We start from the raw sequence: 19530 nt of genomic DNA, 5'->3' as shown, positions 1-19530 counted from the left end.
TCGCAATCCGATGTGCGGGGAACGCTGGAACTTGTCGGCCCGGTGTGCCACCGTTATCGCCATGACCGCGTACCACGCCCCGCTGGGCGCACCCGTGTGGATCGACCTCATGAGCTCCGATGCCGATAGGGCGGCGGACTTCTACGGTGCCGTTTTCGGATGGGAGGCGGATCCGCCCAGCCCGGAGTTCGGTGGCTACCGCAACTTCCGGAACAACGGCCACCTCGTTGCCGGCCTCATGGGCGCGACTGACGGCGGCGAAGGCCCAGGCGACATGTGGTCGACGTACCTGCGCGCCGATGACGCGGAGGCGACCCTCGCGGCGGCCACCGAGGCCGGCGCGTCGATCATCGTCCCCGTCGCTGACGTCGGCGATCTCGGACGGTTCGGCTTCTTCGTCGACCCGGTGGGTGCGGCGATCGGCGTGTGGCAGCCCGGCACTCATCCCGGATTCGTCGAACGCGGGATCCCCGGCGCCCCGTACTGGTTCGACTGCATGAGCCGTAGTTACGACGCCTCGCTCGCCTTCTACCGCACTGTCTTCGGGTGGACTCTGCAGGAGATCGGCAGCGGAGGCAAAGAGGGCTCCTTCGGGCCGGACCGCTACAGCCAGGTGCTCGTCGGCCCCGAGGGCGGGAAGGACGGCGTCGCGGGGATCATGGACGCGGCGCCACTGTTCGAGTCGGGCGTCTTCGGGGAGGGCATGCCGTCGTTCTGGCAGGTGTATCTGACCGTCGAGGACACCGCTGCCGCCGAGCAGCGCATCGTCGCCGCGGGCGGCGAGATCCTCCGCACCGCGGAGGTGACTCCCTGGGGAACCATGGGCTCGGCCAAGGATCCGGGCGGTGCGGTCTTCCTCTACGCGACGCCGCCCGAAGGGCGCTGAGCCGCAACCGAGGATCACGTTTGGGCGTCGGCAACCGGATCGCAAGGCCGACGGGGCTACGCTCCCCGCATGACCTACAACCAGGGCGGATACCAGCAGGGCGGTCCCCATCCCCAGGGCGGCGGCCAGGTGCCGCCGCACCAGGGCCGGCCCCCGCAGCAGCCCGCGCAGCCGTGGGGCACCCCGCAGCCGTCGCTGGGGCATCCGCAGTACGGGCAGCCGGCATCGGCCTCTACCTGACCCTGCTCGCGGGCATTGCGATGCTGGGGCTGGGCATCGCGACGCTCGTCCCGGCCCTGACGAAGCGCTAGGGACGCCGCACGCTCTCCTCGACCAGGTCGAGCACCGCCTCGAGGCCCGCCGTCGGGCGGCCGGAGGCGAGGTGGGTGACCAGCCCGTCGAGTACGAGGTCGAGGTAGCTGAGGATCACGTCGGTCGGCAGGTCGTCGCGCAGCCGGCCGCGCTGCTTCTGCCGCTCCAGGCGACGCAGCGTGGCCTCGGTGAGTTCGGCGCTGCGCTCGGTCCACTCCGCGCGGAAGTCGCCGTCGTTCTTGAGCCGCCGGGCGATCTCCAGCCGGGTCCCCAGCCAGTCGAAGCGTTCCGGATGGCTGAGCATGTCGCGCATGACCTGCACGAGGCCCTCTTCCGCGGCGATGTCGGCCATCCGCTGGGCGTCCTCGCGGGCCAGCGCCAGAAACAGCGCGTCCTTGTCGCGGAAGTGGTGGAAGATCGCGCCGCGCGAGAGGTCGGTCGCGGCCTCGAGCCGGCGGACGGTGGCTCCGTCGTAGCCGTACTCGGCGAAGCAGGTCCGCGCGCCGTCGAGGATCTGGCGGCGCCGCGCGGCGAGGTGATCATCGCTCACCTTGGGCATGTGGGTGCTCCTGATCGAACGGGGACGGTTGTTCGTTGTCCACTACGCGGACGGCGGGCCCGGCCGCTGGGGCCGGACCCGCCGTCACTGGTCGAGACCGAAGCGATCAGCTGTTGACCATGTTCCGCAGCACGTACTGCAGGATGCCGCCGTTGCGGTAGTAGTCGGCCTCACCGGGGGTGTCGATGCGGACGTCCGCGTCGAACTCCACCTTCGTGCCGTCGGTCTTCGTCGCGGTCACGTGCACCGTCTTCGGCGTGACGCCGTTGTTCAGCTCCGTGATGCCCGCGATGTCGAAGGTCTCCGTGCCGTCGAGGCCCAGGGTCTTCCAGGACTCGCCCTTGGGGAACTGCAGCGGGACGACGCCCATGCCGATCAGGTTCGACCGGTGGATGCGCTCGAAGGACTCGACGATGACGGCCTTGACGCCCAGGAGGCTGGTGCCCTTGGCCGCCCAGTCGCGCGAGCTGCCGGAGCCGTACTCCTTGCCGCCCAGGACGACCAGCGGGACGCCGGCCGCCTGGTAGTTCTGGCAGGCGTCGTAGATGAACGACTGCGGGCCGCCCTCCTGCGTGAAGTCGCGGGTGTAGCCGCCCTGCGTGCCCTCGAGCCCGATGGTGTCGAGCACGCGGTTCTGCAGGCGGATGTTCGCGAACGTGCCGCGGATCATCACCTCGTGGTTACCGCGCCGCGAACCCAGCGAGTTGTAGTCCTTGCGGGCCACGCCGTGGGAGTCGAGGTACTGCGCGGCCGGGGTGCCGGGCTTGATCGGGCCGGCCGGGCTGATGTGGTCGGTGGTCACCGAATCGCCCAGCAGCGCCATGACGCGTGCGCCCGAGATGTCGGAGACGGGCGCCGGCTCCATCGTCATGCCGTCGAAGTACGGGGCCTTGCGGACGTACGTCGAGTTCTCGTCCCACTGGAAGGTGTCGCCCTCGGGGGTGTCGAGGTTCTGCCAGCGGTGATCGCCCGCGAAGACCGTCGAGTAGGACTTGCGGAACATGTCCTGGTTGATGGCGTTCTTGATCGTGTCGTCGATCTCCTGCGCCGACGGCCAGATGTCCTTGAGGAAGACGTCGTTGCCGTCGTGGTCCTTGCCCAGCGAATCGGTCTCGAAGTCGAAGTCCATCGTGCCCGCCAGGCCGTAGGCGATGACCAGCGGCGGCGAGGCCAGGTAGTTCATCTTCACGTCGGGGGAGATGCGGCCCTCGAAGTTGCGGTTGCCGGAGAGCACCGCGACCACGGTCAGGTCCTCGTCGTTGACGGCCTTGCTGATCTCGTCGGGCAGCGGGCCGGTGTTGCCGATGCACGTGGTGCAGCCGTAGCCGCCCAGGTAGTAGCCGAGCTTCTCGAGGTACGGCCACAGGCCGGCCTTCTCGTAGTAGTCGGTGACGACCTGCGAGCCGGGGGCCATGTTGGTCTTGACCCAGGGCTTGGTGGTCAGGCCCTTCTCGACGGCGTTGCGCGCGAGGAGCGCCGCGCCGAGCATGACCGACGGGTTCGAGGTGTTGGTGCAGGAGGTGATGCCCGCGACCGCGACGGCACCGTGGTCGAGGATGAACTCGCCGCGCTCGCCCTTGACGCGCACCGGCTTGCTCGGGCGGCCCTCGGCGCCGTTGGCGGCGGACTGGACGTTCACGGCACCGTCGTCGGCGAAGGACAGTGCGGCCGGATCGGAGGCGGGGAAGGACTCCTCGACGGCTTCGTCCAACTGCGTGTGCGCGGCCGGGTGCTGCTCCTCCACGTAGTTGTGGATGTCCTTGCGGAAGGCCGTCTTCGACTCCGACAGCAGGATGCGGTCCTGCGGGCGCTTCGGGCCGGCGATCGACGGCACGACGGTTCCGAGGTCCAGCTCGAGGTACTCGGAGTACGCGGGCTCGTGATCGGCGTCGTGCCACATGCCCTGCTCCTTGGCGTACGCCTCGACGAGCGCGAGCTGCTCGTCGGTGCGGCCGGTGAGGCGCAGGTAGTTGATGGTCTCGCCGTCGATCGGGAAGATCGCGGCCGTGGAGCCGAACTCGGGGCTCATGTTGCCCAGGGTCGCGCGGTTGGCGAGCGGCACCTCGGCGACGCCCTTGCCGTAGAACTCGACGAACTTGCCGACGACGCCGTGCTGACGCAGCATGTCGGTCACCGTGAGCACCACGTCGGTCGCGGTCACGCCCGGCTTGATCTCACCGGTGAGCTTGAAGCCCACGACGCGGGGGATGAGCATGGAGACCGGCTGGCCCAGCATGGCCGCCTCGGCCTCGATGCCGCCGACGCCCCAGCCCAGGACGCCCAGGCCGTTCTCCATGGTGGTGTGCGAGTCCGTGCCGACGCAGGTGTCGGGGTACGCCTGGCCGTTGCGGGTCATCACGACAGGCGCCAGGTACTCGATGTTGACCTGGTGCACGATGCCCATGCCCGGGGGGACGACCTTGAAGTCGTCGAACGCACCCTGGCCCCAGCGCAGGAACTGGTAGCGCTCGCCGTTGCGCTCGTACTCGAGATCGACGTTGCGCTCGAGGGCGTCGGCGGTGCCGAAGACGTCGAGGATGACCGAGTGGTCGATGACCATGTCGGCGGGGGAGAGCGGGTTGACCTTATTGGGGTCGCCGCCCAGGGCCGTGACGGCCTCGCGCATGGTGGCGAGGTCCACGATGCAGGGCACACCGGTGAAGTCCTGCATGATCACGCGCGCCGGCGTGAACTGGATCTCGACACTCGGCTCGGCCGAGGGGTCCCAGTTCGCCAGGGCGTTGATGTGATCGGTGGTGATGTTCGCGCCATCCTCGGTCCGCAGCAGGCTCTCTGCGAGGACCTTCAAGGCGTAGGGCAGCTTCTCGGTGCCGGGCACGGCGCTGAGGCGGAAGATCTCGTATGACTGATCGCCCACCTCGAGCGTGCCGCGCGACGAGAAGGAATCGATGCTCTTACTCACGTCAGCTCCACTCAACGTTTTGTGGTGTGCACCGACGGGCTGTGTCGGTGCCTGAAGTCGATAATACAGTACGCTTGTCCTGTGAGAGTCCGCAGGGCTGAAACTCGCCGGACGCAGCTCATTGTGCCTCGTTCCGGGCGCGCCCACGGGCGTGTCGTACTGTGAGGCCCATGGGGCCGCTGCCGATTCTCACCGAAGTGCCGACCGACGTGGATCTGTCCGCGCTGCAGGCGGACCTCGCGAAGGACGGCGTCGCCGTTCTCAACCCCGCGCACTCCGATTCGGTGCCCCAGCTGGTGCAGGTCGTCAAGCACGCGCGCGCCAACGGCATCGAGAACTTCCAGGTGGTCGTCCTCGCGCACGACTACAACCCGGACACCTCGCTGCGCGACCTCGGCACGGAGCTCGGACGGCAGATGAACGCCGACGCCGATCACCCTTTGACGGTGCTGGTGATGTCGCCCAGCCAGGTCGCAGGCTACTCGACGCAGCTCTCGCGCTTCCAGATCGAGAAGGGGCAGGACGGCTACACGGGGCGGCTCGCGCTCAACAACCCGCCGAAGGCCGCCGAGGACTTCGCGACCGTCGCGAACGACGCGACCTTCCCGTGGACGGGCTTCACCGTCGGGCTGGTGCTGGTCGTCGCAGCGCTCGCGGGCTGGGCGCGGGTAGTGACGCGGCGCCGCAGCCGGGCAGTGGACGCCGCTCGTCGTGCCAGGGCCACATCGGTGACCGCACCGGTCGGCGCGGAGACCTCCGACGCGACGGTACCCGCGACCGAAGAAAATGGCGGTTCGGCTGTTCGATCGAACGAATAGCGCACATTCATTCGAAATTCCAGCTGTGTAATTAGCGGCGCCGGTCCAGTTGGAATGCAATTCAGTAGATAATTATCTGCGCAGGTCAACCTCGATATTTTCCGACTCACAGCTGTGTAATTTGTGAATCCTGTTTTCTATTGTTGCGAAAGTGCCGTACGGTACGTCTGAAGCCAATGTTGTGCGTGTTGCCCATGCGCACTCATCGGGTCTGAACGAGTCTTGAGTTGAGGGAGACACCTTGAGGCGTACGGCACACCCCGCCACGAACTTCGCTGCGCGGTCGTTGCTCGCGGCAGTCGCCACCGGCTCGCTGGTGGCCGGCTCTGTCGCGGGTGCGGGATCGGTCTTCGCCGAGCCCAACGGCCCCGACGCGAACCCCGCCAACGTCGTCGCCGCGCTCGTCGACCGCATCGCACAGACCGACCAGCGCATCGCGGATCTGCGCGGCGACGTCGCCGCTAAGCGGCAGTCCGTCAACCGCGCCGTCGTCGACCTGCAGTCGGCCCGCGACGCCGCGACCGCCGCGACCGGCGCGATCACGGTCTCCGAGACCGCGGTCGCGGACTCCGATGCCAAGATCAAGACCGCGCAGGACTCCTTCGACAAGGTGGTTCGCGCCGCGTACGCGCAGGGCAACAGTGCCGGCGCGCTCGTCAACACCCTCGGCGGCAACGACCCTGGCGAGGCTGTCGACCGCGCGACCACGCTGCGGATCGTCGCCGATAAGCAGAAGACCGCCCTCGGCGACCTCCGGGCCGCCAAGACCCGCGCCGAGGCTTCCCGCACCGCCGCCCGCGCGGCCAAGGTCCAGGCCGACGCCGCCACCGCCGCCGCGGCCGAGCGCAAGACGACCGCTGAGGAATCCATCACGCAGACCGTCGCCGCGCTCACCACCCAGCAGCGGGAGCAGACCACGCTCAGCACCCAGCGCGAGCTGGCGCAGCGCGCGCTCGAGCAGGCCAAGCGCGCCGAGGACCGTGCGGCGCAGCAGAAGATCTATGCGCAGTACGTCGTCGACGAGCAGCAGACCCAGCAGATCGCCGCCCCGGCGGCGCCCGCCGCTCCCGCTGCGCAGGCGGCCGCTCCCGCGGCCCCAGCCGCGCAGGCCGGCACCGTCGACACCGCGGATCCGCTGGCGGCGGCCCGGTCCTTCGCCCAGGGCATCGTCGGCCAGGCGTCGTCGCTGTTCAGCAACCCGTTCGGCGCCATCACCGGCCAGTCCAGCGCGGCCCAGCAGCCCACAGCCCCGGCCTCGCAGGCTGTGCCGGGCGTCGGAAGCATGAGCGGCGCGCAGATGATCGAGACCGTGATTCAGCGCGGCATGTCGGTCATCGGTGTGCAGTATGCCTGGGGCGGCGGCAACGCCTGGGGCGCGACGAAGGGCGTCCGAGACGGAGGCGTCGCCGACAGCTACGGCGACTTCAACCGGATCGGCTTCGACTGCTCGGGCCTGATGGCGTACATGTACGCCGCGGTCGGGATCGCGCTCCCCAAGTACTCGGGCTACCAGTACACGACCGGCAACAAGGTGCCGATCAGCCAGCTCAAGCGCGGCGACATGGTCTTCCGCGGCCCCGGCGGCACGCAGCATGTGGCGATGTACCTCGGCAACAACCAGATCCTCGAGTCGCCCCAGTCGGGCGGCGCGGTGCGGATCGCCCCCTTCGACGCCTCGACGTTCCTGTCGCAGGGCGTCCGTGTGATCAACAGCTGACCGCGCGCGATTCAGTACGCTCGTGGGAACGGGCCCGCTGCGGCCCGGGATCGGACGGGCCCGCACGGGCCGGGGGAACGACGACGAAGGGGACTTTTGCGTGACGCACTCACAGGGGCAGGACATCGCGTCGAGCGATGAGGTCAAGCTGCTGGAGCGGGCGGTCTACGAGGTCAAGCGCGTGATCGTGGGCCAGGATCAGCTCGTCGAGCGGATCCTGGTGGGCATGCTCGCCAAGGGCCACGTACTCCTCGAGGGCGTCCCCGGCGTCGCCAAGACACTCGCGGTCGAGACCTTCGCCACCGTCGTGGGCGGCTCCTTCTCCCGCATCCAGTTCACGCCCGACCTGGTGCCCTCCGACCTCGTCGGTACCCGCATCTACCGGCAGGGCAAGGAGCAGTTCGATACCGAGATCGGCCCGGTCTCCGCGAACTTCCTGCTCGCCGACGAGATCAACCGTGCTCCGGCGAAGGTGCAGTCCGCGCTGCTCGAGGTCATGGCCGAGCGCAAGGTCTCCATCGGCGGCCAGACGTACGCGATGCCCGACCCCTTCCTCGTGCTCGCGACCCAGAACCCCATTGAGAACGAGGGCGTCTACCCGCTGCCCGAGGCCCAGCGCGACCGCTTCCTGTTCAAGGTCGTCGTCGGCTACCCCTCCATCGAGGAGGAGCGGGAGATCGTCTACCGCATGGGCACCGTCCCGCCCGTGCCCTCGCAGGTGCTCGACCCCGGCACCGTGCAGCGCCTGCAGCGTGCCGCGAGCGAGGTCTTCGTCCACCACGCCCTCGTCGATTACGTCGTCCGCGTCATCGCCGCGACCCGCACCCCGCGCGAGTTCGGTCTCGACGACGTGGCCTCGTGGATCACCTACGGCGCGTCGCCCCGCGCCACCCTCGGCATCGTCGCCGCCGCCCGGGCGCTCGCGCTGCTCCGCGGCCGCGACTACGTCGTCCCGCAGGACGTCGTCGAGATCATCCCGGACGTGCTGCGCCACCGCCTCGTGATGAGCTACGACGCCCTCGCCGACGAGGTGACCGCCGACCAGGCGATCAACCGCGTGCTGCAGACCGTCGCGCTGCCGCAGGTCGTCGGGCAGCCGGTCCCGCAGCCGGCCGCGCCCCCGGCGCCCGCCCCGCAGCAGTACGCCCCCGCGCAGCAGCCGCAGGGCTGACGATGCCGGCCACACCCCCCGGCACGCCTGCGCGCAACCCGAGCGGCCCCGGACCCGGGCGCAGCCCGCTCCCGAGCGTCGCCGCCGGCGAGGTCGACGAGACCCGCATGCAGGCGTCCCTGAAGATGCTCGAACTGCTGGTGCGCCGGCGGCTCGACGGCGTCCTCAAGGGCGATCACCAGGGCCTACTCCCCGGACCGGGCTCCGAGCCGGGGGAGTCGCGGCCCTACACGCCCGGCGACGACGTCCGCCTCATGGACTGGTCGGTCACCGCCCGCACGACGCACCCGCACGTGCGGCAGATGATCGCCGACCGCGAGCTGCAGACCTGGATCGTGGTGGACCTGTCCGCGTCGATGGACTTCGGCTCCACGGGCGGCACGAAGCGCGACCTCGCCGTCGCCGCGTCCGCCGCCGTCGTGCACCTGGTGAGCAGCGCCGCGAACCGCGTCGGCTGCCTCGTCACCAACGGCGCGCAGCTCGTGCGCGTGCAGCCCAAGTCCGGCCGCGCGCAGCGGCAGAAGGTGCTGGGGGCTATCGCCACCGCGCCCCGCGCCGTCGAGGGCACCCGCGGCGACCTGCGTGTCGCGCTCGACGCCCTGCGCCGGCCGGAACAGCCCCGCGGTCTCGTCGTGGTGATCAGCGATTTCCTCGGCGACGTGGACTACGTCCGCGAGCTCCGTGGCATCGCAGCGCGGCACGAGGTGCTCGCGGTCGAGGTCCTCGATCCCCGCGACGTCGAGCTCCCCGTGGTCGGCGAGATCGCGCTCCGCGACGCCGAGTCCGGCGCCGTGCGCGAACTGACCGTGACCCCCGAGCTGCAGCAGCGGTTCGCCGCGGCAGCACAGGAGCATCGCAAACAGGTGGCGCGCACCCTGCGCGGAGTCGGCGCGCCCGTCCTCGAACTGCGCACCGACCGCGACTGGCTCGCCGACATCGTGCGGTTCGTCGCCGCGCGTCGACGTGGATTGGCTGGTGCTTCCTGACATGGGCGGATTGACCTCGCTCGCCACCCCGATCTGGCTGCTCGGAATCCTCGTCGTGCTTGCCATCCTGGCGGGCTACGTCTACAACGAGCTACGGCGCAGCAAGCGCGCCCTGAAGTTCGCGAACATGTCGGTGCTCGACTCCGTGGCGCCGCCCGGGCCCAACCGGTGGCGGCACGTCCCCATTGCACTGCTCAGCATCGGGATGATCCTGCTCATGGTCGCGCTGTCCGGGCCGCAGGCCATGCGCAAGGTACCGCGGAGCAAGGCCACGGTCGTGCTCGTCATCGACACTTCGCTGTCGATGCAGGCCACCGACGTCAGCCCTAACCGACTGGACGCGGCCAAGGAGGCGGCGAAGAAATTCGTCGGCGAGCTCCCGCAGGGCATGAACCTCGGCATCGTCTCGTACGCCGGCACGGCGCAGCTGCTGGTCTCGCCGACCCCGGACCGGTCGCTCGCGACCAACGCGATCGACCACCTCGAACTCGCCCAGCGCACCGCCACCGGCGAGGGCATCTATGCCGCCATCCAGTCGATCACCAACATCCGGGACGTGCTCGGCGGCAAGGACAACGCGCCGCCCGCCCGGATCATTCTCGAGTCCGATGGCAAGCAGACGGTGCCCACCGACCTCGACGACCCGCGCGGCGGCTTCACCGCCGCCCGCAAGGCGAAGGAAGCGGGGATCCCCATCTCCACCATCTCCTTCGGCACGCCGAACGGCACGGTGAACATCGAAGGCCAGAACATCCCCGTCCCCGTCGACGACGAGTCGCTCAAGCAGATCGCCGACCTCTCCGGCGGCCAGTTCTTCTCCGCCTCGTCGTTGAACGACCTCAACGAGGCGTACGGCACCCTGCGGGACGAGATCGGTTGGGAGATGCAGAAAGGCGACAACTCGCGGATCTGGGTGCTCTGGGCCACCGGCCTGCTGGTGCTCGGCGCCGCCGGAGCGGTCGCCTTCAACCGGCGCCTCCCGTGATCGGTACCGGAGGCGTCGATCGTTGACGACGATGCGCGCCCAGCGCTGCCGACCGACGACTCGCGTGCCCGGAGATTTCCCGGGTCGCGAGCGCGATTGATACGTTGTCACCCATGTCGACTTCTGAATTCACGCCCCGGTCCGTCCTCGTCACGGGCGGCAACCGCGGTATCGGTCTCGCGATCGCGCAGCGCCTCGCCGCCGACGGGCACAAGGTCGCGGTGACGCACCGCGGCTCCGGCGCCCCCGAGGGCCTGTTCGGTGTGCAGTGCGACGTTACCGACACCGAGTCGGTCGACGCCGCCTTCAAGACGGTCGCCGAGCACCAGGGCCCCGTCGAGGTGGTCGTCTCCAATGCCGGCATCACCGACGACACGCTGGTCATGCGCATGAGCGTCGAGAGCTTCGAGAAGGTCATCAACGCCAACCTCACCGGCGCCTTCCGCGTCACCAAGGCCGCGACCCGCGACATGCTCAAGAACCGCTGGGGGCGGTTCATCTACCTCGGCTCCGTCGTCGGCCTCGCCGGCACCGGTGGCCAGGCCAACTACGCCTCGTCGAAGGCCGGTGTGGTCGGCCTCGCCCGCTCCGTCACCCGTGAGATGGGCTCCCGCAACATCACGGCCAACGTGATCGCGCCGGGCCTCATCGACACCGATATGACTCGCGAACTCCCGTCCGACATGACCGAGCCGCTGATCAAGCAGGGCATTCCCGCGAAGCGGATCGGCCAGCCGGAGGAGGTCGCCGCGGTGGTCTCGTTCCTCGCCTCGGACGACTCCTCCTATGTCACCGGCAACGTCATCAACGTCGACGGCGGCCTGGGCATGGGCCACTAGGCCCCAGACAACAGGCCACTAGGCGCCCCGCGCACCAGCCACATCACGAACACACTGAAGGAGGCACGTCCGTGACCGGACTGCTCGAAGGCAAGACCATCCTCATCACCGGCATCATCACCGATGCCTCCATCGCCTTCTCGGCCGCCAAGGTGGCCCAGGAGCAGGGCGCCAAGGTGATCATCACCGGCATCCCGGACCGGCTCCGCCTGATCGACCGCATCGCCAAGCGCCTCCCGCAGGAGGTGCCGCCGGCGATCCCGCTCGACATCACCGACGAGGAGTACCTGGGCACGCTGGCCGACAAGGTCCGCGAGCTCGCGCCCGAGGGCATCGACGGCGTGCTGCACTCCATCGCCTTCGCGCCCCGCACCCTGATGGGTCCGGACGCCGTGCCCTTCCTCGAGGGCCCCGGCCCCGACGTGGCGAAGTCCTTCGAGATCTCCGCGTGGAGCTATGCCTCGCTGGCACGCGCTGTGCTGCCCGTCATGAACGAGGGCGGCTCCATCGTGGGCATGGACTTCGATCCCCGCACCGCGATGCCCGACTACAACTGGATGGGCGTGCAGAAGGCCGCCCTGGAGTCGGTCAACCGCTACGTCGCGCGCGAGGTCGGCTACGCCAAGAAGATCCGCTCGAACCTGGTGGCCGCCGGTCCGATCAAGACCCTGGCCGCCAAGGCAATCTCGGGCACCGCGACGGACGACGCCAAGAAGCTCAACATGCTCAACCAGTACTGGGACGGCGCCTCGCCCATCGGCTGGAACGTCGACGACCCGGAGGTCGTGGGCAAGAGCATCTGCGCGCTGCTCTCCGACTGGCTGCCCGGCACGACCGGCTCCATCGTCTACGTCGACGGCGGCGCCAGCCACAACACCTGGTTCCCCGAGGAAATGATCAACGCGCAGTCGTGACCCACGATGCGCTGCTCGTGCTCTCCTTCGGTGGGCCCGAGCACCCCGACCACGTACGACCGTTTCTCGAGAACGTCGTGCGTGGTCGCGGCGTACCGCCCGAGCGCCTGGACGCCGTCGAACAGCACTACCTGCGGTTCGGCGGCGTCTCGCCGATCAATGAGCAGAACCGTGCGCTGATCGCGGCCATCGAGGCGGAGTTCGACCGGCGGGGCCGGGAGCTGCCGGTGTACTTCGGCAACCGGAACTGGCACCCGATGGTCGAGGACTCCGTGCAGACCATGAAGGACGACGGCGTGCGCGACGCGCTCGTCTTCGCCACCTCCGCGTGGGGCGGCTTCTCCGGGTGCCGCCAGTACGACGAGGACATCGCCCGCGCCCTCGCGGCCGTGGGTCCCGGCGCGCCGCGGCTGACCAAGCTGCCGCAGTTCCACGATCACGAGCTGTTCCTGGACTGCTTCGCCGACGCGGCGCAGGCCGCCCTGGCGACGGTGCCCTTCGGCTCGCGCCTGGTGTTCACGGCACACTCGATCCCGGAGGCGGCGGACGTGAACGCGGGCCCGCCCGGGGTGTCCAATTTGTACTCCCGGCAGGTCCGGGATGCGGCCGCGAACGTCGCCGCCCGGCTGGGGACGGATCACGACGTGGTCTGGCAGTCCCGGTCCGGCCCGCCGCAGGTGCCGTGGCTTGAGCCCGACATCTGCGACCACATCCAGGCCCTGTGGGACGACCGGGTGCCCGGCGTGGCGGTCGTGCCCATCGGGTTCATCTCCGACCATCTCGAGGTGATCTGGGACCTCGACACCGAGGCGCGCGATCTCGCGGCAGAGTTGGGCATGCCCTTCGCCCGCGCCGCCACGCCGATCCACGACCCGCGGTTCGCCGCGATGGTCGCCGACCTGGTCGACGACGCGGATGCGGGCCGGTCCAGCGGGCTCGGCGTCAGTGTCGACGGCGCCGCCTGCGTCGAGGGCTGCTGCCCGGCGGTCCGGCGTCCGGTTCGCACCTGAAATCCGCGCTCAGCTGATCCGCGGCGCAGTATTTCGAGCGTCCCTCATCTGAACGCCGGTTTCAGAATGCTCCGCGCAGTTCGTCGCGGCACACCGCATTGACGGCGGCCACCCGCGCGGCGCGGACGGTGCGCCACAGGTCGCGGTAGGCGGCGTCGCCGCCTTGCGCGGAGGCGAGGGTGAGCCCGGCGTACGGGTTCTCCGCACCCGCGACCAGCAGGATCGCCTCCACCATCCCGGCGCTGTCGAGCACGCGGTGGGCCCGCTCGGTGGCGCCCACTGGCAGCCGGTGCGCGCCCAGGTAGCGGGTCAACTCCATGACCACGCCGCGCGGATCCGACGCGGCGTCAGGCGCGGGCGGCAGGCTGGCCAGGGCCGACGGCGCTTCCCGGACGGCGTCCCGCAGGGCGTGCTCGGCCGCGCCGAGGGAAATTGGATCCGGATCGACGAGCGCAGGCTCGTGCAGGAACGCCTGCCAGCGCATCACGTCGCCGGCCTCAGGGGTCGGCACCAGCGCGATCGTGGACGTCGCGCCGTCGAAGAGCGCCACCTCGCCGCGGGCCATCGCAGCCTCCTCCAGGTCGCTACCCGCGTGCAGGCCCCGCGCATCACCCGGAGCGGGGAGCAGCAGCCGGACGGTGTGCGGCTCCAGCGCGCGGATCTCCGCGAGCAGGTCGGGGAGGTCGCCGTCGACCACCGACTGCACCGGCGCCCACTCCCCGAGCGCCTCCAGCAGTTCGTCTGTGCCGGCCGAGCCCGCCAGCCACGCCGCCGACCACATTGCGAAGCCCTGGGCGGGCCCCGCGGTGGCGCGGCGGGCGAGGGTGACGACGGGGGAGCTCATGGGCATCCACTCTAGTCGTGCCGCGCGGCCGCGGAGCTCGCGAGAACCCGCCGAGATTTCTGAAACATGTTCTAGCGAGGTCCGCGCGGATCTACCCTGACCTGCATGACCGAATCGGACACCTTCGCCGAGCAGGCCCGCCCGGCCTCCTCGCAGCGCACCCCGGACGAGGTGCGCGCCCAGTTGCAGCAGTGGTTCGCCGCGCGCGAGCTGGGCGCGGAGGTGTTCGACCTGCACCTGCCCGAGGGCAACGGCATGTCGAGCGAGACCCTGCTCGCGACCGTCCGCTTCGGCGACGACGAGCAGCGGCTCGTCATCCGCGTCGCGCCACGGCCGGAGTCCGACCCGGTGTTCCCGACCTACGACCTGCCCGCCCAGTTCGCGGTGATGCGCCACGTCGCGGCGTACGGGGTCGCGGCGCCGTCGTGCCTCTGGGTGGAGGAGGACCCGGCGGTGATCGGCGCCCCGTTCCTCGTCATGGATCGTGTCGACGGCGACGTCCCGCCCGACGTCATGCCCTACACCTTCGGCGCCTGGCGGCCCGACTCAACCGACGCGGATCTGTGCGAACTGTCCGACGCCTCTGTCGACGTGATCGCCATGATCCACTCCGTGCCCGTCCCCGTCGACGGCCTGATCCCCATGCCCGAACCGGGGGAGACCGCGCTCGAGGCGCACCTGCGCCGGCTCCGCGCGTTCTACGACTGGGCGGCGCAGAAGCACGGCGGCGCGCCCCTCCTGGATCGTGCGCTCGCCTGGGCTGAGGACAACCTCCCGCCGCACGCCGACCAGGTGCTCAACTGGGGCGACGCCCGCATCGGCAATCTCATGTACGCCGGCCCGGCCGGCAACACGCCTGTCGCGGTCCTCGACTGGGAGATGGCGACGGTCGGACCCTGCGAGCTGGACCTCGGCTGGTTCGTCTATCTGCACCGCTTCTTCCAGGATCTGGCCGAGCTCGCCGGGCTGCCCGGTCTCCCCGGCTTCCTGCGCCGGCAGCACGTCGAGAGACGGTACGCCGACCGCACTGGCCATCTGCCCCGCGACATGGACTTCTACACCGCCTACGCGGCGATCGTCCACGGCGTGATCATGTACCGGATCCAGACCCGCGCCATCGATTTCGGCGCGGCGGCGCCGCCGGAGAACCCCGACGACATGATCCTGCACCGTGCCAGCATCGAGAAGATGCTCGCCGGCACGTACTGGGAGTCCGTCGTATGACGCTGTCGCCCTTCGACGACTATCCGATCCATCAGGTCGCGGAGGTGATCCGGCACCCCGCGACGTCGGACCGCAACTTCTACGACCGCTACTACTTCAACGCCCACAACGGCACCGGCGACGAGCCCTTCCTCGTGCTGGGTCTCGGCGTCTACCCGAACCTGGGCGTCGTCGACTGTTTCGCCGTCGCCCGGCACGGCGACGACCAGATCGTCTTCCGCGCCTCCAAGGCACTCGGTGCCGATCGCGCCGACACCACCGTCGGGCCGATGCGCGTCGAGGTGCTCGACGGGCTGCAGCGCCTGCGCGTCGCCCTCGAGTCGGGCCCGGACTACGACGTCTCCTTCGACCTCACGTTCACCGGCACCGGCCCCGCGCACCTCGAGCCGCGGCACTTCCACCGTCAGCTCGAGCGCGTCACCTTCGACACCCAGCGGTTCGTCCAGGTCGGGACGTGGGCGGGCGCCCTCACCGTGGACGGGGTGACGTTCGACGCGAGCACCTGGCGCGGCAACCGCGACCGCTCCTGGGGCGTGCGCCCCGTCGGCGAGGCTGAGCCGCCCGGGCGCCGGGTCACCGAGGCCGGCAACTTCTTCTGGATCTACTCGGTCTTCACCACAGCCGACGCAGCGATCTGCGTCGTGCTGCAGGAGGACGTCCGGGGCCGCCCCGTCGTCGAGGACGCCACCTGGATCCCGCACGACGGCTCCGAACCGCGCTGGCTCGGCCACGTCGCGCACGACATCGACTTCGTGCCGGGCACCCGCCAGGCCCGCGCGGCCCGGCTCGTCTTCACGGGGTCCGACGGTGCCGCCACCACCGTCGACGTGCGCATCACCACTGCCAACCACTTCGGCTTCGGCACGGGCTACGGCCTCGATCAGGACTGGCGGCACGGCATGTGGCAGGGCGAGGAGAAGGTCGAGGGGCGGCGCTTCCGCGTGTCCGAACTCGACGTGAACCTCACCATGCTGGTCCCCGTCGAGTACCTCGCGACGTGCACCGTCCGGCACCCGAACGGGCGCACGGAGGAGGGCGAGGGCCTGTTCGAGTTCGGCGCGATCGGGCCGCACACGCGCTACGGCTTCCAGCACTACGTGGATCCCGCGCCGTAGAATCATCCGCCGTGGGACACGGCTATGGCGACATCTACGCGGGGCACGCGAGCAAGAAGGCGCGGGTGGTCCCCGAGGTTCCCGCCGACCGCGACCTCGTGGTCGAGGACGCGGCGACCGGCTTCTGCGGCGCCGTCGTCGGCTTCGACAAGAGTTACGATGGCGACCTCGTCAAGCTCGAGGACGGCCGCGGCGCCGTCCGCGTCTTCGCGATGCGCACGGCCGCCTTCCTCATCGACGGGAAGCCCGTCACCCTGGTGAAGCCGCGGGCGAAGGCACCGTCGGGCCCGCAGCGGAGCGCGTCGGGCTCGACTCGAGTGGAGGGCGTCAAGGCCCGTGTCGCGCTGCCCAGTCGGATCTGGGTCGAGGGCATCCACGACGCTGCGCTCGTCGAACGCGTCTGGGGACACGATCTGCGGGTCGAGGGCGTCGTCGTCGAGCAGCTCGAGGGCCTCGACCACCTGGGAGCCCGGCTCGCCGAGTTCCAGCCCGGGCCCGGCCGCAAGGTGGGCGTGCTCGCCGACCACCTCGTCGAGGGCTCGAAGGAGTCCCGGATGACGCAGTCTCTCGGCAAGTACGTCATGGTCACCGGCCACCCGTTCATTGACATCTGGGCGGCGGTGAGGCCCGCATCGGTCGGCATCGCGGCCTGGCCCGACGTGCCGCGCGGCGAGGACTGGAAGACCGGCACCTGCGAACGCCTCGGCTGGGGCACGCCGCAGGACGGCTGGCGCCGCGTGCAGGGCGCGGTCACCTCCTTCCGCGATCTCGACGCCTCGCTCATCGGTGCCGTCGAACGGCTCGTGGACTTCGTCACCGATCCCGCTTCCTGACCGCGGCAGTCCCCGCCCGGGGATAGAATCCGCAGGTGGCATCGACCCCGACGACGAAACCCGACACCCGGCAGCAGATCTTGCGCGCGGCTCTCGACTGGGTCGACGAGGCCGGCCTGACGCGGATCTCCATGGGCGCGCTGGCCAAGCGCGCTCGCCTGGCGCGGGCGACGCTCTACCAGCACTTCACCGGCAAGGACGCGCTGGTGGAGGCCCTCGTCGCGAGCGAGCTGGACAAGTTCTACCGGCGGATCCACGACTTCGCGGACGGGATCACCGACAACGACGAACGACTCGCGTCCGGATTCGGCTACGCGTACGCCTATCTGCGGGAGCACCGCGCGCTGCAGCATGTGCTGGCCTCGAACCCGGCGTTGCTGCTGCCGTACATCACAGGGGATTCGCCGCAGATCCAGCAGGGGCGGCGGTTCTTCCTGGGGGAGATCCGGCGCGGCGAGTACCGCGACGGCGCCGACGTGCATGCCTTTGCCGACTACTTCGTCCGGCAACTGCACTCGCTGCTGCTGACTCCGCTGCCTGCCGTCGAGGGCGTCATCGACGGTGCAGACCACAGGGGACCGAGCTCGGCGAACGTCGAAGCGGGCCGGCGGTACGCCCAGGCCTTCGTGCTTCCGGTGCGGGCGACGATCGCGCCCTGACACGCCCTGGACCTGCTGAGATAGACAGTTTATTGCGGACTGTCCGGTAGTGGTGTTACGTTCGCCACATGACCGATACGACTCTGCCCGAACGTACCCGCGATGCGGTTGCCGACCGGCTCCTCGGCGGCTCCGTCAAGCGCTCCTATGCGCCCGTCGTCGACATCGACTGGGACGCCCCGATCGACCCCGACAAGTTCTTCCTGCCGCCACACATGTGCACCCTGTACGGCACGGACATCTGGAACGGCATGACCCGCGAGCAGCAGATCGCCCTCTCCCGCCAGGAGATGGTCAATCTGCTGTCGATGGGAATCTGGTTCGAGAACCTCCTCAACCGCCTCCTGCTCCGTGACCTCCTGTCCAAGGACCCCACCTCGCGCGACGCCTTCTATTCGCTCACCGAGATGGGTGACGAGTGCCGCCATATGGTGATGTTCGGCAAGGTCATCGACCGTGTCGGGGAACGGCCCTTCCGACTGCGCGGCTGGCAGCTCGGCGTCGTGAAGTACGCCTTGGCTCCCATCATCCGTGGCCAGGCCGTGTGGATTGCCGCGCTCGTCGGTGAGGAGATCTTCGATGCCCAGCAGCGGCAGATCAAGGATGATCCAGAGCTGCAGCCCATCGTCGCGCGGCTCATGCAGATCCACGTGACAGAGGAGGCGCGGCACATCGGCTACGCCCGCGACGGCGCGCGCCGAGGTGTGGCCGACCGGAGCCGGTTGCAGACGCTGCTCGTCGGCAACCTTCATGCCGCTGCGGCGTTCGGATTCCGCATGCTGTTCGCCAATCCGCGCATGTACGCCCGCGTGGGCCTCGACCCGAAGGCGGCCTACCGCGCGGCGATCACCAACCCGCACCACATCAAGGCCAAGCAGGACGGTTTCCGCGACCTCGGCCGCTTCCTGGATTCCGTCGGCCTCATGGGCCCGCTCGCGCGGTGGTCGTGGAAGAAGGCGGGGTTCCTCGCGTGACGTCGGAGGAGCCGCCGCGGATCGTCGTCATCGGGACGCGTGTTCCCGGAGTCGACGGTGCCGTCGTGGCACCGTCGGACGTGGCGGGCCTGCGCTTCCGGCCCGACCGCGACGCCTGGACGCTGACGACCGCGGCCGGCGCGGTCGACTACGACCTCGTGGTGCTCGCGGGGACGACGGCCGCGATCGAGGTCCCGGCGGTGGACCCGCGCGTCGCGCCGCCCCGTACGGTCGGGCCCGCCGACGCTGAGCGCGCCTACCTGGGCATGCTCGTTAACGGAGTGCCGAACCTGGTGCTCACCGACGGCTCCCGGCTCCAGCTGGACACGCTGGACGCATGGCTGCGGTGGATGTACACGGAGGCGGCGACGCGCCTGCTCTCGCGGCCGCCGGTGACCGCGCGATGGATCCAGAGGGGGCGGCGCGCGCCGGCCCGGCCGGACCGCGATGCGATCGACCTCTCGAACGACCACGTGCGCGACGAGGGCGTCTACGCCGGCGAGGCGGTGCTTCGTTCAGGCGATTACGAGGTGGTCTCGCCCGTCCGGCTCGCCGGACACCTCGAGCCGCTCGACGGTCGCTACCACTGGTACGGCACCGTCGACGACCTGGAGATCGGCGCGGCGCTCAAGAAGATGCCCCGTGGCAGCGTGACCGTGTCCGTCGGCGGGGGAGAAGCCGCGCCGGCGATGGTCACCGATAAGACGGTATGGGGCACCTACCGCCTGGTCGGCGTGGGCGCGCCGCCATATCCGCTCTGA

General features: G+C 69.8%; 19 protein-coding genes. 16 read left to right on the top strand and 3 right to left on the bottom strand.

The genetic code is table 11. The annotated features are described in order from the left end of the window. Nucleotides 1–61 precede the first annotated feature (61 nt). Both HNP44_RS07505 and HNP44_RS07500 read left to right on the top strand, forming a co-directional pair. Nucleotides 62–886 (top strand): VOC family protein, encoded by an 825-nt coding sequence (locus HNP44_RS07505; protein WP_259143374.1) that lies wholly within the window; start codon nt 62–64, stop codon nt 884–886. A 69-nt stretch (nt 887–955) separates the two neighbouring features. After that, nucleotides 956–1126 carry a hypothetical protein gene (locus HNP44_RS07500; protein ID WP_259143377.1) on the top strand — a complete coding sequence of 57 codons (171 nt, stop codon included), beginning with the start codon at nt 956–958 and terminating at the stop codon, nt 1124–1126. A gap of 67 nt (nt 1127–1193) precedes the next feature. Here the strand turns inward: HNP44_RS07500 and HNP44_RS07495 are convergent, their stop codons facing one another. Together HNP44_RS07495 and acnA are read right to left on the bottom strand one after the other, a co-directional pair. After that, nucleotides 1194–1757, bottom strand: a complete 564-nt coding sequence (locus tag HNP44_RS07495) for a TetR/AcrR family transcriptional regulator (protein WP_259143378.1) — start codon at nt 1755–1757, stop codon at nt 1194–1196. A 106-nt stretch (nt 1758–1863) separates the two neighbouring features. After that, nucleotides 1864–4680 carry an aconitate hydratase AcnA gene (acnA, locus tag HNP44_RS07490; protein ID WP_259256859.1) on the bottom strand — a complete coding sequence of 939 codons (2817 nt, stop codon included), beginning with the start codon at nt 4678–4680 and terminating at the stop codon, nt 1864–1866. Between the two features lie 170 nt (nt 4681–4850). On the opposite strand from acnA, the gene HNP44_RS07485 reads away from it, so the two are divergent. The 8 genes from HNP44_RS07485 to HNP44_RS07450 all read left to right on the top strand — a co-directional run bounded on the left by HNP44_RS07485 (nt 4851) and on the right by HNP44_RS07450 (nt 13120). Next, a complete protein-coding gene (locus tag HNP44_RS07485; RefSeq protein WP_259143380.1) occupies nt 4851–5498 on the top strand; it encodes an Rv1476 family membrane protein in 648 nt (215 codons plus the stop codon). 241 nt (nt 5499–5739) lie between these two features. Then, nucleotides 5740–7215: a C40 family peptidase gene (locus HNP44_RS07480; RefSeq protein ID WP_259143381.1), complete on the top strand. Its 1476-nt coding sequence runs from the start codon at nt 5740–5742 to the stop codon at nt 7213–7215. Nucleotides 7216–7237: 22 nt separating this feature from the next. Continuing rightward, nucleotides 7238–8386, top strand: a complete 1149-nt coding sequence (locus HNP44_RS07475) for an AAA family ATPase (RefSeq protein WP_259143382.1) — start codon at nt 7238–7240, stop codon at nt 8384–8386. 107 nt (nt 8387–8493) lie between these two features. Beyond that, the gene (locus tag HNP44_RS07470; protein ID WP_259143790.1) at nt 8494–9372 is read left to right on the top strand and encodes a DUF58 domain-containing protein; all 879 of its coding nucleotides are present in this window, start codon (nt 8494–8496) and stop codon (nt 9370–9372) included. Between the two features lies 1 nt (nt 9373). After that, nucleotides 9374–10357, top strand: coding sequence for a VWA domain-containing protein (locus HNP44_RS07465; protein WP_259143791.1), 984 nt, complete (start codon nt 9374–9376; stop codon nt 10355–10357). 113 nt (nt 10358–10470) lie between these two features. Further along, on the top strand, nt 10471–11196 hold the full coding sequence (gene fabG1 / locus HNP44_RS07460) for a 3-oxoacyl-ACP reductase FabG1 (protein ID WP_224645127.1): 726 nt from the start codon (nt 10471–10473) through the stop codon (nt 11194–11196). 71 nt (nt 11197–11267) lie between these two features. Then, nucleotides 11268–12110 carry an NADH-dependent enoyl-ACP reductase InhA gene (gene inhA, locus HNP44_RS07455; protein WP_168544074.1) on the top strand — a complete coding sequence of 281 codons (843 nt, stop codon included), beginning with the start codon at nt 11268–11270 and terminating at the stop codon, nt 12108–12110. Beyond that, nucleotides 12107–13120, top strand: coding sequence for a ferrochelatase (locus tag HNP44_RS07450; protein WP_259143383.1), 1014 nt, complete (start codon nt 12107–12109; stop codon nt 13118–13120). The genes inhA and HNP44_RS07450 overlap by 4 nt, the downstream gene beginning before the upstream one ends. A gap of 61 nt (nt 13121–13181) precedes the next feature. On the opposite strand, the gene HNP44_RS07445 is transcribed toward HNP44_RS07450, so the two are convergent. Next, nucleotides 13182–13964 carry a hypothetical protein gene (locus HNP44_RS07445; RefSeq protein WP_259143384.1) on the bottom strand — a complete coding sequence of 261 codons (783 nt, stop codon included), beginning with the start codon at nt 13962–13964 and terminating at the stop codon, nt 13182–13184. A 105-nt stretch (nt 13965–14069) separates the two neighbouring features. Here HNP44_RS07445 and HNP44_RS07440 point away from each other — a divergent pair, with 105 nt between their 5' ends. From HNP44_RS07440 to HNP44_RS07415, 6 genes are all read left to right on the top strand, one after another. Continuing rightward, nucleotides 14070–15188, top strand: a complete 1119-nt coding sequence (locus HNP44_RS07440; protein ID WP_259143385.1) for a phosphotransferase family protein — start codon at nt 14070–14072, stop codon at nt 15186–15188. Then, nucleotides 15185–16303, top strand: coding sequence for a hypothetical protein (locus tag HNP44_RS07435; RefSeq protein ID WP_259143387.1), 1119 nt, complete (start codon nt 15185–15187; stop codon nt 16301–16303). The genes HNP44_RS07440 and HNP44_RS07435 overlap by 4 nt, the downstream gene beginning before the upstream one ends. A gap of 11 nt (nt 16304–16314) precedes the next feature. Then, nucleotides 16315–17136, top strand: coding sequence for a DUF3097 domain-containing protein (locus HNP44_RS07430; RefSeq protein ID WP_259143388.1), 822 nt, complete (start codon nt 16315–16317; stop codon nt 17134–17136). 35 nt (nt 17137–17171) lie between these two features. Then, complete coding sequence (locus tag HNP44_RS07425) at nt 17172–17795, top strand: TetR/AcrR family transcriptional regulator (protein WP_259143390.1); 624 nt, start codon at nt 17172–17174, stop codon at nt 17793–17795. 68 nt (nt 17796–17863) lie between these two features. Continuing rightward, nucleotides 17864–18769, top strand: coding sequence for an AurF N-oxygenase family protein (locus HNP44_RS07420; RefSeq protein WP_259143392.1), 906 nt, complete (start codon nt 17864–17866; stop codon nt 18767–18769). Beyond that, nucleotides 18766–19530 (top strand): DUF4873 domain-containing protein, encoded by a 765-nt coding sequence (locus tag HNP44_RS07415; RefSeq protein ID WP_259143393.1) that lies wholly within the window; start codon nt 18766–18768, stop codon nt 19528–19530. The genes HNP44_RS07420 and HNP44_RS07415 overlap by 4 nt, the downstream gene beginning before the upstream one ends.

The sequence above is a fragment of the Tsukamurella ocularis genome (assembly GCF_024807615.1).
Classification (GTDB): Bacteria; Actinomycetota; Actinomycetes; order Mycobacteriales; family Mycobacteriaceae; genus Tsukamurella; species Tsukamurella ocularis.
Note: the sequence above shows the minus strand (reverse complement) of the source record. Positions and strands in the feature narration are given on the sequence as shown.

What these genes read in the sequence shown, in the direction of transcription:
- HNP44_RS07505 (WP_259143374.1), top strand. Translation starts at nt 62, where the DNA reads ATGACCGCGTACCACGCCCCGCTGGGCGCACCCGTGTGGATCGACCTC.
- HNP44_RS07500 (WP_259143377.1), top strand. Translation starts at nt 956, where the DNA reads ATGACCTACAACCAGGGCGGATACCAGCAGGGCGGTCCCCATCCCCAG.
- HNP44_RS07495 (WP_259143378.1), bottom strand. Translation starts at nt 1,757, where the DNA reads ATGCCCAAGGTGAGCGATGATCACCTCGCCGCGCGGCGCCGCCAGATC.
- HNP44_RS07485 (WP_259143380.1), top strand. Translation starts at nt 4,851, where the DNA reads ATGGGGCCGCTGCCGATTCTCACCGAAGTGCCGACCGACGTGGATCTG.
- HNP44_RS07470 (WP_259143790.1), top strand. Translation starts at nt 8,494, where the DNA reads ATGCAGGCGTCCCTGAAGATGCTCGAACTGCTGGTGCGCCGGCGGCTC.
- HNP44_RS07465 (WP_259143791.1), top strand. Translation starts at nt 9,374, where the DNA reads ATGGGCGGATTGACCTCGCTCGCCACCCCGATCTGGCTGCTCGGAATC.
- fabG1 (WP_224645127.1), top strand. Translation starts at nt 10,471, where the DNA reads ATGTCGACTTCTGAATTCACGCCCCGGTCCGTCCTCGTCACGGGCGGC.
- HNP44_RS07445 (WP_259143384.1), bottom strand. Translation starts at nt 13,964, where the DNA reads ATGAGCTCCCCCGTCGTCACCCTCGCCCGCCGCGCCACCGCGGGGCCC.
- HNP44_RS07440 (WP_259143385.1), top strand. Translation starts at nt 14,070, where the DNA reads ATGACCGAATCGGACACCTTCGCCGAGCAGGCCCGCCCGGCCTCCTCG.
- HNP44_RS07435 (WP_259143387.1), top strand. Translation starts at nt 15,185, where the DNA reads ATGACGCTGTCGCCCTTCGACGACTATCCGATCCATCAGGTCGCGGAG.
- HNP44_RS07420 (WP_259143392.1), top strand. Translation starts at nt 17,864, where the DNA reads ATGACCGATACGACTCTGCCCGAACGTACCCGCGATGCGGTTGCCGAC.